At 62.6% G+C, this 11,017-nt stretch carries 13 protein-coding genes; 2 read left to right on the plus strand and 11 right to left on the minus strand.

Annotated elements, in window-relative coordinates:
- Nucleotides 1-67: 67 nt before the first annotated feature.
- From ACVZUB_RS04425 to echA20, 4 genes are read right to left on the minus strand one after another with little or no spacing between them, the layout of a single operon-like run.
- Nucleotides 68-1,129, minus strand: a complete 1,062-nt coding sequence (locus ACVZUB_RS04425; RefSeq protein ID WP_007734249.1) for an NAD(P)H-dependent flavin oxidoreductase — start codon at nt 1,127-1,129, stop codon at nt 68-70.
- Nucleotides 1,126-1,881 (minus strand): CoA-transferase subunit beta, encoded by a 756-nt coding sequence (locus ACVZUB_RS04430; RefSeq protein ID WP_003945796.1) that lies wholly within the window; start codon nt 1,879-1,881, stop codon nt 1,126-1,128. The genes ACVZUB_RS04425 and ACVZUB_RS04430 overlap by 4 nt, the downstream gene beginning before the upstream one ends.
- Nucleotides 1,878-2,786 carry a cholesterol ring-cleaving hydrolase subunit IpdA gene (gene ipdA / locus ACVZUB_RS04435; protein ID WP_003945662.1) on the minus strand — a complete coding sequence of 303 codons (909 nt, stop codon included), beginning with the start codon at nt 2,784-2,786 and terminating at the stop codon, nt 1,878-1,880. The genes ACVZUB_RS04430 and ipdA overlap by 4 nt, the downstream gene beginning before the upstream one ends.
- A 7-nt stretch (nt 2,787-2,793) precedes the next feature.
- Nucleotides 2,794-3,570, minus strand: coding sequence for a (7aS)-7a-methyl-1,5-dioxo-2,3,5,6,7,7a-hexahydro-1H-indene-carboxyl-CoA hydrolase (gene echA20 / locus ACVZUB_RS04440; RefSeq protein WP_003945611.1), 777 nt, complete (start codon nt 3,568-3,570; stop codon nt 2,794-2,796).
- Nucleotides 3,571-3,672: 102 nt separating this feature from the next.
- On the opposite strand from echA20, the gene ACVZUB_RS04445 reads away from it, so the two are divergent.
- Complete coding sequence (locus ACVZUB_RS04445) at nt 3,673-4,587, plus strand: SDR family oxidoreductase (protein ID WP_003945561.1); 915 nt, start codon at nt 3,673-3,675, stop codon at nt 4,585-4,587.
- Between the two features lie 67 nt (nt 4,588-4,654).
- Here ACVZUB_RS04445 and ACVZUB_RS04450 read toward each other — a convergent pair whose 3' ends face one another.
- The 4 genes from ACVZUB_RS04450 to ACVZUB_RS04465 form a co-directional block, all read right to left on the minus strand.
- Nucleotides 4,655-5,326: a GNAT family N-acetyltransferase gene (locus ACVZUB_RS04450; protein WP_003945460.1), complete on the minus strand. Its 672-nt coding sequence runs from the start codon at nt 5,324-5,326 to the stop codon at nt 4,655-4,657.
- 94 nt (nt 5,327-5,420) lie between these two features.
- Nucleotides 5,421-5,834 (minus strand): hypothetical protein, encoded by a 414-nt coding sequence (locus ACVZUB_RS04455; RefSeq protein ID WP_042449485.1) that lies wholly within the window; start codon nt 5,832-5,834, stop codon nt 5,421-5,423.
- 57 nt (nt 5,835-5,891) lie between these two features.
- Nucleotides 5,892-6,380 carry a nitroreductase family deazaflavin-dependent oxidoreductase gene (locus ACVZUB_RS04460; RefSeq protein WP_054800633.1) on the minus strand — a complete coding sequence of 163 codons (489 nt, stop codon included), beginning with the start codon at nt 6,378-6,380 and terminating at the stop codon, nt 5,892-5,894.
- Nucleotide 6,381: 1 nt separating this feature from the next.
- Nucleotides 6,382-7,545, minus strand: a complete 1,164-nt coding sequence (locus ACVZUB_RS04465) for a steroid 3-ketoacyl-CoA thiolase (protein ID WP_003945509.1) — start codon at nt 7,543-7,545, stop codon at nt 6,382-6,384.
- A gap of 174 nt (nt 7,546-7,719) precedes the next feature.
- Here ACVZUB_RS04465 and ACVZUB_RS04470 point away from each other — a divergent pair, with 174 nt between their 5' ends.
- The gene (locus ACVZUB_RS04470; protein WP_007734267.1) at nt 7,720-8,970 is read left to right on the plus strand and encodes a cytochrome P450; all 1,251 of its coding nucleotides are present in this window, start codon (nt 7,720-7,722) and stop codon (nt 8,968-8,970) included.
- Nucleotides 8,971-9,164: 194 nt separating this feature from the next.
- Here the strand turns inward: ACVZUB_RS04470 and ACVZUB_RS04475 are convergent, their stop codons facing one another.
- From ACVZUB_RS04475 to ACVZUB_RS04485, 3 genes are all read right to left on the minus strand, one after another.
- Complete coding sequence (locus tag ACVZUB_RS04475; RefSeq protein ID WP_054802344.1) at nt 9,165-9,545, minus strand: VOC family protein; 381 nt, start codon at nt 9,543-9,545, stop codon at nt 9,165-9,167.
- Nucleotides 9,546-9,718: 173 nt separating this feature from the next.
- Nucleotides 9,719-10,129 carry a nuclear transport factor 2 family protein gene (locus tag ACVZUB_RS04480; protein ID WP_007734269.1) on the minus strand — a complete coding sequence of 137 codons (411 nt, stop codon included), beginning with the start codon at nt 10,127-10,129 and terminating at the stop codon, nt 9,719-9,721.
- A 9-nt stretch (nt 10,130-10,138) separates the two neighbouring features.
- Nucleotides 10,139-11,002: a TIGR03619 family F420-dependent LLM class oxidoreductase gene (locus tag ACVZUB_RS04485; protein WP_019746978.1), complete on the minus strand. Its 864-nt coding sequence runs from the start codon at nt 11,000-11,002 to the stop codon at nt 10,139-10,141.
- Nucleotides 11,003-11,017 lie beyond the last annotated feature (15 nt).

Here is an 11,017-nt window from a genome sequence, read left to right on the forward strand (position 1 = left end):
CAAAGAGTGCGCCTCCCCCCACTACGCGTAAAGCGCAGTGGGGGAGACGCACTCGGATAGAGCTGTGTCAGCGAAGAGCCGCAAGCGCGTCGATACGCCCCGCGGCACCTTCCATGATGCTTTCGATCAGTTCCTTGCAGCTGGGCAGATCGTTGATCATGCCGACAACCTGACCCGAAGCAAGAACACCGGCTTCCGTGTTGCCCTCGACCAGTCCGGCCTTGAGCAACATCGGTGTGTTGGCTGCCATGATGATCTGCATCAGCGTGCGGTCACCCGACCGCTTCATCGCGAGACCGTCCTTGGCGAGGGTCGACCACTTCATGCCCGTCATGGCCTTGAACTTCGTGGCATTCTTGGCCGCGGCGATCAAACCGGTTGCATAGCTGGAACCTTCGAGGCTGTTGACCAGGTCGGTGTTGAGCACACGATGAGGCATGCCGTCGACCTTGCGGGAGACAGTCGTATCCGTCAGTCCGCGCTTGAGATACTCCTGTTTGACGGAATCGGGCACCGAAGAGTCGCTGGTGAGAAGGAATCGCGTTCCCATCGCGACACCGGCAGCGCCGTACGCCAGTGCGGCAGCCAGCCCGCGGCCGTCGAAGAATCCGCCACCGGCGATGACCGGAATATCGACCGCGTCGAGAACCGAGGGGAGAAGCAATGTCGTGGCCACACCGCCGGTATGGCCACCACCTTCGCCGCCCTGGACGATGACGGCGTCCGCGCCCCAGGATGCAACCTTGACCGCGTGCTTCGCGGCACCGATCGAGGGCACGACGACGATGCCGTGGTCCTTGAGCTTGGCGATCAGTTCCTTCTTGGGAGCCAACGCAAACGACGCGACCTTGACGCCTTCACGGATAAGCAGATCCGCGCGTTGCGGGGCGTCAGTGGCGTCGGCACGCATGTTGACGCCGAACGGCTTGTCCGTGAGCTGCTTCGTCTTCTTGATCGCGTGCTCGAGCTCGTCGTACGTCATCGTGGCCGAAGCCAGGATGCCGAGACCACCGGCGTTAGCCGTTGCCGACGTGAGGGCGGGACCGGAAACCCAGCCCATACCCGTCTGCACGATCGGGTACTCGACACCGACCAGTTCGGTCAGCGCGGTCTTCAGGGTGGGGGTCATGCCGAGACCTCACGGTCCCGGAGGTTGCGCGGATCGAGGGTTTCGCGGATGAGGTGAAGTTCTTCGGCGGTGGGGTCACGGGTGATACCGGCCTCGGCGAGTCCGGCAACCTCGAACGAGGTGTTCTCGGCTACCTCTTCGGCGGTGACGCCGGGGTGAAGGCTCAACGCGCGGAAGGTGTTTCCTGGTCCGCCGAAGTCGAAGACACCGAGGTTGGTGACGACGCGGGGGATGTTCAGGTACTTGTAAGCCGGGTTCTCGGGATCGATCTGGTCGTAGCCGACACCGCACACCACGTCGACCTTGTCGACGAACACTCGCTTGGAGTGCTTGGGGACGAAGTAGCTCGTCGCGTGGTTGATGGTGTTACCCGGGGCGCCGCGCACACCGAACATCTGACGCGTCGGCTGCTGAAGCGGGCCGAAGGCGGAGAGGTTCTGGTTGCCGTGGCGATCGAGCTGATTGGCGCCCATGACAACGTGGCGACGGCCGGAAGCGACGACGTCGAACACCTTGCGGAACGGCATCCATCCTTCGACGGGGCCCTTCGTTCCGACGGCCGGAGTGTCCTCGAGAATGAGGGCTTCACCATCGGTGATCAGCAGGTCGGGTTCGGTGGTGAGTCGAGCCAGGCGAGCGCCGATGGTGGACGACGTCGACATCGGGCTGGCCATGATTTCGCCTGCACCGGAGAAGATTTCAGCGCAAGCGAGAACAACGTACTCTGCGCGGGTGACGGTGGATTCGCTCATTTTGCCTGCTCCCCTGCCTTTGATGAATCGGCAAACTTCTTTACTGCGGCTTGGTAGTCCTCTTCGCTGCCGGAGAGGAAGGTGTCGACGAACGCCTGCCACGACTCGGGGGTCTTGGCGGACTCGGCGTAGTGACGCTGGAACTTCTCGTCGCGGCCGTAGCTTTCGCCGGCCAACGTGAAGTGCGCACCATTGGGTGCCTCGACGACGGCGTCGACCATCATGCGGTTGAGCAGAAGGTTCTGCAGTGGAACGGATTTGACCAGTTCCTCGGTCTCGACAATGCGTTCGACGGAGACGTAACGCTTTTCGGCGGCCATGCAGTACAGGTCGTCGAAGTACGGGTCGACACCGTTGTACGCGGCATTGCCGTGCTTGTCACCGAGATTGAGGTGAACGAAGGACGCATCGAGGTTGAGTGCAGGCATCGCGATCAAGGTCTCGGAGCGGCCGTCGGCCTCGGGGTACGGGGAGGTGACGGTCTTGAGTTCGTCGCCCCAGAAGTTGCGGACGTCCGAACCCAGGCCGGCGCGGATCGGGAGGAAGGGAAGGCGAGCGGCAGCTGCTTCGAGGCCGCACTTGACCATGCCCTCGTCCATCTCGCGGACTTCGATCTCACCGGCGGTGCGTGCCTTGGCAAACCACGGGTCGTAGAACGGCGCGGAGTCGAGGGACACGAAACCGTAGTACGCCTTCTTGACCTTGCCGGCCGAGCACAGCAGTCCGAGATCCGGTCCGCCGTAAGTGACCACGGTCAGGTCCTTGATGTCCGAACGCAGAATCGCACGAACGAAGGCCATCGGCTTGCGGCGAGATCCCCAGCCGCCCAAGCCGATAGTCATTCCGCTGCGGAGTTCGCCGACTACCTCGTCGAGCGACTTCGTCTTGTCACGCTTGCTAGCCATGTTTGTCTCAGCCTTCCTTCTGGGTTGCGTTCTCGCGCGGCTTGCCGGTGGCGACGAACTCGTCGCGGTGTTCGTCGGACACGCCGAGGAGGTTGAGTTCGAAGGTGTAGCCCTGCTCGAGGCGGTAGCTGCCCTTGACGTCCACCGGGTCGATGCCGTTGATGGCTTCCTTGGCGCACCGGATGATGCGGGTGTCCTTGGCGGCGATCTTCGCGGCGATCTCGCGAGCGCACTCGTCGAGCTTCTCGCGTGGGACCACGTCGTAGACGCTGCCGAACTGCTTGAGTGTGTGCGCGTCGACGCTCTGTGCGGTGTAGTAGAGCGTGCGCATCATGTGCTGTGGCACCAGCCTCGAGAGGTGTGTGGCAGCGCCGAGTGCGCCGCGGTCGACCTCGGGGAGGGAGAAGATCGCGTCGTCGGAAGCGACGATCACGTCCGCGTTGCCGACGAGTCCGATGCCGCCGCCGACACAGAATCCGTTGACGGCCACGACGACGGGTACAGCACAGTCGTAGACGGCCGCGAAGGCCGCGGCGCAACCGCGGTTGGCGGCGACCAGCGCGTCGAATCCCTCGGTGGCCTGCATCTCCTTGATGTCGACGCCGGCGTTGAATCCGCGTCCCTCGGCTCGCAGGATCACTACGTGAGTGTTGAGATCCTTGCCCGCGTCGAGGATGGCGTCGGCAAGCTCGAACCATCCCTTGGACGGGATTGCATTGACCGGCGCGTAGTCGATGGTGACCGTGGTGATGCCGGTTCCGTCGGAGGAGGTGCTGATGCCCATATCGGGATTCCTTACGTCTGTGTACCAAACCAAGCGATTGCTTGGTAAGTTAGCACACAAGCGGAGCCGACAAGCCCGAGCAGAGTGCATTAGGAGACAAATATGAGTGGATTGGTCGACGGACGCGTAGTCATCATCACCGGGGCTGGCCGCGGTATCGGACGTGCGCATGCATTGGCATTTGCTGCCGAGGGCGCCAAGGTTGTCGTCAACGACATCGGTGCGGGTGCCGACGGTTCCGCGACCGGTGAGAGTCCGGCCGAGCAGGTTGTCGCGGAGATCATCGCCGCCGGTGGCCAAGCAGTGGTCAACGGAGACGACGTCGCCGACTGGGCGGGCGCCGAGAATCTGATCAAGACCGCGATCGACACCTTCGGTGGCCTGGACGTACTCGTGAACAACGCAGGCTTCCTGCGGGACCGCATGCTGGTCGGTATGAGCGAGGGCGAGTGGGACGCGGTGATCCGCGTGCACCTCAAGGGGCACTTCGCGCCGCTCCGTCACGCTGCTGCCTACTGGCGCGCCGAGGCCAAGGCAGGCAAGACCGTCGACGCACGCATCATCAACACCAGTTCGGGTGCAGGACTGCAGGGTTCGATCGGCCAGGGCAACTACGCCGCGGCCAAGGCCGGCATCGCCGAGATGACCATCCAGGCCGCCGCCGAGCTCAAGAATTACGGAGTCAGTGTCAACGCGATCGCGCCTGCTGCGCGCACACGCATGACTGTCGGCGCGGGCGGGGCGATGGCAGAAGCGATGGCAGCTCCGGAAGAGGGCTTCGACGCCATGGCTCCCGAGAACATCTCGCCGCTGGTCGTCTGGCTCGGTAGCGCCGAGTCCAAGGACGTCACGGGCCGGGTGTTCGAGGTAGAGGGCGGAAAGATCACCGTCGCGGAGGGCTGGCGTCACGGCCCGAGCGAGGACAAGGGAGATCGCTGGGACCCGAAGGAGATCGGGCCCGTCGTGGCAACGCTGTTGGAGAAGGCGGAGATTCCGACGCCGGTGTACGGGGCGTAGGGCCTCCGGCCCCGTGAGTGGTTAAGGAGTGCAGGGACTCCTCAACCACTCACAGGCGGCGTGCCGCCTACGCGGGCGCCCGAACCACCAACACGGTGCCGGGGAACTCAGCTGCGAGTTCGCGCCGCGAATGCTTCACGCAGGCGGTGCCGTAGCCTTTCTTGCGAGATTCCGGCGCGATCCAGATCGCCACGTTCACCTCTTGGCCGTCGAGTTCGCCGAATACCAGGCCGACGCTCTTCGGGCCGTCGCCGGAAACGTCCTCGGCGACGAACCAGGCAGCGCTCTCGTCGTCGATCCGACCGAGACCGCCGACGCGCTCGGCTTCGATCCGATCCTCGCTCCACGGCTTGCCGTCTTCGCCGAGCTGCTCGGCCGAGCGAATCGTGAACAGTGCCTTGTCTTCTGCGCTGTCGCTGAACGGACGCAGGGTGAAGTTCTGCCCGCTGCTCGCGGGACGATCGAGCGTCGTCCATTCGAGAGTGGCGTCGAGATTCTCCAGCTCGCCCTGGATGCGATCGCGCGCTGCCTTGGTCAGTGCGCTGAACTTGAGGCTCAGAACTGCTTCGGCATTTGCTTCCGACGTGCCGAGGAGTTCCGCGACGGTGGTCAGTGCCTCCTGGTGGTCCTTGCTGTCGACCACTGCGTCCAGCACCTCGTGGCGACGCTCCAGCGCACGCACGAGGGCTGAGGTGATCTCGCGTCGGTCCAGGATTTGATCTTGAATATGCGTCGTCATATATGCGACTCCTTGCTGTGTTCGAGGCTCTGTCGAAACGCCGTGCGGACCGTACGAGTCAATAGTGCTCCAACTCGCCGGTTATGGCACGCGTTCAGCCTCCGGTGCGGCGAACGAGTCGTTCGTAGCGCTGGCGGGCGGCTTGAGTGCTTCCGAGTCCCAGTCCGAAAGCGATGTCCTGCCAGGTCATGCCCCGTTCGCGGGCAATCCCGAGGAACAGTGCTTCCAGCTGTTCCATTTCGGCTCGGGCCTTGGGGATCAGAGTCAACGCAGCCATGACGTCGGCATCGTCGACCTCGGGTTCGTTCGGCTCAGGTATGTCGGTTCCGCCCGCAAGACGAGCCACGACGCGCACCGCGCCGTAGGGCTCGAGCATCTCCGGATGAGATTGCCGCGCGCGCTGGCTTGGGGTCGCGCCGTGGCGCTCGCTGATTCGAAAGAGTCCGGCGTATTCGCGATGTGCGCGTTCGCGGCCGGAATCGATCGGTCTGAACTGGTCATCGGTCATGAACCCAGGGTGGCACGAACCCGGGTCAATGTAAACATTTTGTTGTAAACAGTTCGTTTAACTCTTCAGTGGCTCGCACACGATGACGGGAATGACCCGGTCGGTCCAGGCCTGATAGTTGTCGAAATCCGGATACATCGCCCTCAACATCGGCCACAGCCGAGCGCGCTCGTCCTCGGCCGCGACGCGGGCTTTCATCGAGCGGATCCGAGACTTGATCTGCACCGTCACCACCGGGTCTGCCTTGATGTTGAGGTACCACATCGGGTTCTTCGGAAGACCGCCTTGCGACGCCACCAGAATCACGTTCTCGCAGTCCTCGAGGAACAGCAACGGACTGATCCGCTCCTCGCCGGATTTGCGACCGGTGGTGGTCAGCAGGCAGATCGGCAGCCCGCGAGGGAACGCGCTGCCGACCCGCCACTTGCTACCCAGCCGCCCGTCGGTGGCGCGATACATGGCGACGTTTGCCTTCGACATCCACTTGATGATCTTGACCGTCGCCGGAGCGTCGAGTCCCTTGGGTTTGGCTGGGGGAGTAGTCATCTCAGATACGCTCGATGATGGTTCCGGTGGCCAGTGCGCCGCCGGCACACATCGTGATCAGAGCCGTCGAGCCGTTGCGACGCTCGAGTTCGTGCAGTGCGGTGGTGATCAGGCGAGATCCCGTGCTGCCGACCGGATGGCCGAGAGCGAGCGCGCCGCCGTTGACATTGACGTTGTCGAAGTCAGGTTCGTGAACCTGAGCCCAGGACAGTGCGACGGATGCGAATGCTTCGTTGATCTCGAACAGATCGAGGTCGCCGATCTTCATTCCGCTCTTCTCCAGGACACGGCTGGTTGCCTGCACCGGTCCGTCGAGGTGGAATTCCGGTTCCGAGCCGACCAGCGCCTGGGCGATGATGCGGGCGCGCGGCTTCAATCCGAGCGCGCGAGCCTTGTCCTCGTCCATGAGCAGGACTGCGGCCGCGCCGTCGGAGATCTGGGAAGACGTTCCGGCCGTGTGAATCCCGCCTTCGAGGACGGGCTTCAGTCGGGCAAGGGACTCCGCCGTCGTATCGCGCAGGCCCTGATCGCGATTGACGACCTTGGTCTCGCCCGTGAGGTTTCCTTCCTTGTCGACCTGGGGTGCCGAGAGTTCGAGAACCTCGCGGTCGAAACGTCCTTCCTCCCAAGCCTGCTTGGCCAGCGCCTGCGAGCGGACGCCGAGGGCTTCGACGTCGTCGCGGGTCAGTCCGCGTCGACGCGCGATGCGTTCTGCAGCTTCGAACTGGTTGGGCATGTCGATGTCCCACGTCGCGGGTCGGCGCGGTCCGGCCTGATCGCCGACGTTGGCGCCGAGGGGAACCTGGCTCATGGCTTCGATGCCGCAGGCGATACCGGCGTCGATGGCGCCGGTGGCGATCAGACCGGCGATCAGATGGTTCGCCTGCTGGGCCGAACCGCACTGGCAGTCCACGGTGGTTGCGCCGGTCTGCCACGGAAGTCCGGCGTGCAGCCAGGCCGTGCGCGTGATGTTGTTGGACTGAGCGCCGGCCTGGGTGACGCAGCCGCCGATCACCTGCTCGATCAGCAACGGGTCGATTCCCGACCGGTCGAGAACTCCCTTTTGTGCAGCTCCGAGGATCTCGGCGGCGTGCAGACCGGCGAGCCAACCTCCGCGCTTGCCGATCGGTGTACGGACAGCCTCGACGATTACTGGTGTGCCCACAGCGGGCTCCTTTCCTTGTAATGAAAAAGTAGAACAGGTTCTCTGCGGGAAGCAAGACCTGCCGACGTTTCCTTTCCTAGTAAGCAGGCTTGTGTTTCAATGAGAGTAGAACGTGTTACACATCACGGATCCCCATCACCCCTGTGATGAAAAGGCTTAGGGCAGGAGACATCAGTGGCACAGCCCGCATTCCCCGAGGGAATCGACTTCACGGACCCCGACATCTACGCGGAACGCATGCCGTTCGAGGAGTTCGCCGAACTCCGGAAGACGGCCCCCGTGTGGTGGAATCCGCAGCCTCCGGAAATCGGTGGATTCCAGGACGAGGGCTTCTGGGTGGTCACCCGTCATGAAGAGGTCAAGGAGGTCTCGCAGCGAAGCGACATCTTCTCGACCCACGAGAACACTGCGATTCCTCGCTTCGCCGACGACATCCCGCGCGAGAACGTCGAGATGCAGCGATTCATTCTCATCAACAAGGACGCTCCGGAGCACACCAAGCTGCGCAAGCTGGTATCTCGTGGATTCACCCCGCGCGCCATCAACAGCCTGCGCGAGGAACTGACCGAGCGTGCCGAAAAGATCGTCACGACCGCGGCTGCCGGCGGTGCCGGTGACTTCGTGGTTCAGGTCGCGTCCGAACTTCCGCTGCAGGCAATCGCCGAGCTTCTCGGTGTGCCGCAGGAAGATCGAATGAAGCTCTTCGACTGGTCCAACCAGATGACGTCGTACGACGATCCCGAGTTCGACATCGACCCGCAGGCAGCGTCGATGGAGATTCTGGGATACGCGTACCAGATGGCGGATCAGCGCAAGAAGTGTCCCGCCGATGACATCGTCACCAAGCTCATCGAAGCTGACATCGACGGAAATGAGCTCTCCCCAGAGGAATTCGGCTTCTTCGTGATCCTGCTTGCGGTCGCGGGTAACGAGACCACTCGCAATGCCATCACACACGGCATGGTTGCCTTCCTCGACAATCCCGACCAGTGGGAGCTGTACAAGAAGGAACGCCCCAAGACGGCGGCCGACGAGATCGTTCGTTGGGCGACCCCGGTGACTTCCTTCCAGCGCACCGCGCTCGAAGACACCGAACTCGGCGGACAGAAGATCAAGAAGGGCGATCGCGTCGTGATGATGTACGCGTCGGCCAACTTCGACGAGGACGTCTTCGAGAACCCGACGAAGTTCGACATCATGCGTGACCCCAATCCGCACCTCGGATTCGGCGGCACCGGTGCGCACTACTGCATCGGCGCCAACTTGGCCCGTCTGGAAATCGATCTGATCTTCAATGCGATCGCCGATCACCTACCCGACATCACCAGGCTCGGGGATCCCCGACGCCTTCGCTCGGGCTGGCTCAACGGCATCAAAGAGTTTCAGGTTGATTACAAGACATCGGGCTGCCCGGTCAAACACTGATCCGGACATATACTGACCTGGTAACCGGCGAGTAGGTTCTGTGTAGGTTTTCGGGAGTTGCCTCTGCACTCTCGAACACGCAGAACTACAGTAGACGTTCCGGGAAGCCACTTGTTGGCAACCTGGAACTGCGGCGGCGTCTGCGGGATCCCTCATCTCCCGTAGGCGCCGCCGTTTGTAGTTCAATCTCCAATTCAGCCGCCGTACGGTTTGGTGATGGCTTCCAGGAAATGTCCCGACGGGTCGAGGAAGTAGACCCCACGCCCACCGTCGTTGGTGTTGAAGCCGGTACTCGACTGGCGCGGATCGGCCCAGTGATCCAGTTTCAACGCCTGTATCCGCTGGTAGATGCCGTCGAAGTCATCCTCGGAGACGAGGAAGGCATAGTGCTGAGACGCAACCTCGGCGCCTTCTTCCACCTGTGCGAAGTCCAACGTCACGCCGTGCTCGAGATCAACGCCGAGAAAGTAGCCGGCTTCGACTGGGCCTGGAAGACCGAACATGTGAGTGAAGAACCACGCAGACTCTTGTCGGTCTTTTGCGGCGATGATGGTGTGATTGAACGAAATGGTCATGAGTGACCCCTTGCGGTACGACGCCTCCATGCCTGACGCAGTCCGTCATCGACACGCGACGTTGGGAACCAGGAAACCATTTCGAGGTTCTCGGTGCAAGTACGACAGGCTGATTCGAATACGACGAGCGCGGCCCCGGTCGATGACCGGGGCCGCGCTCGTACTGTGGGTTCTCAGGCTTTGCGTGCCGTCTTCATCGCACGGTCCACTTCCCAGAATGCTCGAAGCGACGCGATCTTGCCGTCGTCGTTCACGCGATAGACGAACACGCCCTCGGCGTCGATGATCGAGCCGCCGATGGTGGTCCGGATCTTGCCGATGTTGACGTTCTCGTTGCCGCACACCAGTGAATCGTCGATCAGAAATTCGAGCTTGTCCGCGTTCGCGATCGTCATGTCGTAGAACTTGGAGATCGCTTCGCGCCCGTGATGGCCTTTGCCTTCGGGATCGAAGCCCGAAGGCCCGACCGGATCCTCCACCCAACCGTCCTCGGCGAAGAGGTCCAGCCAGGCTTCCTTGTTCTTGCCACTCGCTGCGGCGCGCGAAGCGTTACCCGCGACGCGGGCGGGGTGTTCGTCGGTCATCGCGGCTCCTCAGTTGATGTACTGCTCGGCGAATTTGCGCATCGAATCCTGCTTTGCCTCCAGTGGGGCATCGAATCCGATTCCGTCGAAAACCCAAGGCACGGTGATGATGTCCGTGACGCCGGCATCTTCGAGCTCTGCGTAACCGTCCTTGCCGAAACGGTCGATGCACACCGTCTGGATTTCGAACGGCTCGTTCTCGCGGCCGTACTCGGCGCGCAGTTCGCGTAGTCGTGCGATCACACCCACCAGGTCGTCGAATTTGATCATCGCCGAGGTCCAACCGTCGCCGACTCGCGCAGCACGCTTGAGTGCGACCTCGGTGTGGCCGCCGACGTAGAACGGAACCGGCTTGGTGGGGGCCGGGCTCATCTGCAGGCGATCGAAATCGAAGAACTCACCGTGATACTCGACCATGCCGCCGCCGAGGATCAGTTTGAGGACGTCGATCATCTCGTCCACACGTGCGCCCCGACGCTTGTACGGAGCGCCGCACCACTCGAACTCTTCCGGAGCCCAACCGATTCCGACGCCGAAGCCGAAACGGTTGTTCGTCAATGCGGCCACGGAACCGACCTGCCGCGCGAGCAGGACGGGATTGCGGCTACCCAGCTTGAGCACCTGGGTGTAGAACTCGATCTTCTCGGTCACCGCGCCCATTGCAGCCGCGGCGATGAGCGGATCGACCCAGGGGGTCTCGGCATTCCACATCCGAGACCCGTCCGGGGTGTACGGGTAATCCGCCGCCTGCGTTTCCATGAAGAACAGTGAATCGGGGAGAGCGATCGACGAAAAGCCGCATTCCTCGGCAGTTTTGGCGATACCGGCTAACTGGTCCAAGGGGTTCATGGCAACCCCGACGGTGTACTTCATCTTCGGCCTCTTCCT

Source organism: Rhodococcus sp. OS5 (assembly GCF_056837585.1).

Coding starts and splice junctions, on each gene's coding strand:
- ACVZUB_RS04425 (WP_007734249.1), bottom strand. CDS start 1,129: ATGACCCCCACCCTGAAGACCGCGCTGACCGAACTGGTCGGTGTCGAG.
- ACVZUB_RS04430 (WP_003945796.1), bottom strand. CDS start 1,881: ATGAGCGAATCCACCGTCACCCGCGCAGAGTACGTTGTTCTCGCTTGC.
- ipdA (WP_003945662.1), bottom strand. CDS start 2,786: ATGGCTAGCAAGCGTGACAAGACGAAGTCGCTCGACGAGGTAGTCGGC.
- echA20 (WP_003945611.1), bottom strand. CDS start 3,570: ATGGGCATCAGCACCTCCTCCGACGGAACCGGCATCACCACGGTCACC.
- ACVZUB_RS04445 (WP_003945561.1), top strand. CDS start 3,673: ATGAGTGGATTGGTCGACGGACGCGTAGTCATCATCACCGGGGCTGGC.
- ACVZUB_RS04450 (WP_003945460.1), bottom strand. CDS start 5,326: ATGACGACGCATATTCAAGATCAAATCCTGGACCGACGCGAGATCACC.
- ACVZUB_RS04455 (WP_042449485.1), bottom strand. CDS start 5,834: ATGACCGATGACCAGTTCAGACCGATCGATTCCGGCCGCGAACGCGCA.
- ACVZUB_RS04460 (WP_054800633.1), bottom strand. CDS start 6,380: ATGACTACTCCCCCAGCCAAACCCAAGGGACTCGACGCTCCGGCGACG.
- ACVZUB_RS04475 (WP_054802344.1), bottom strand. CDS start 9,545: ATGACCATTTCGTTCAATCACACCATCATCGCCGCAAAAGACCGACAA.
- ACVZUB_RS04480 (WP_007734269.1), bottom strand. CDS start 10,129: ATGACCGACGAACACCCCGCCCGCGTCGCGGGTAACGCTTCGCGCGCC.
- ACVZUB_RS04485 (WP_019746978.1), bottom strand. CDS start 11,002: ATGAAGTACACCGTCGGGGTTGCCATGAACCCCTTGGACCAGTTAGCC.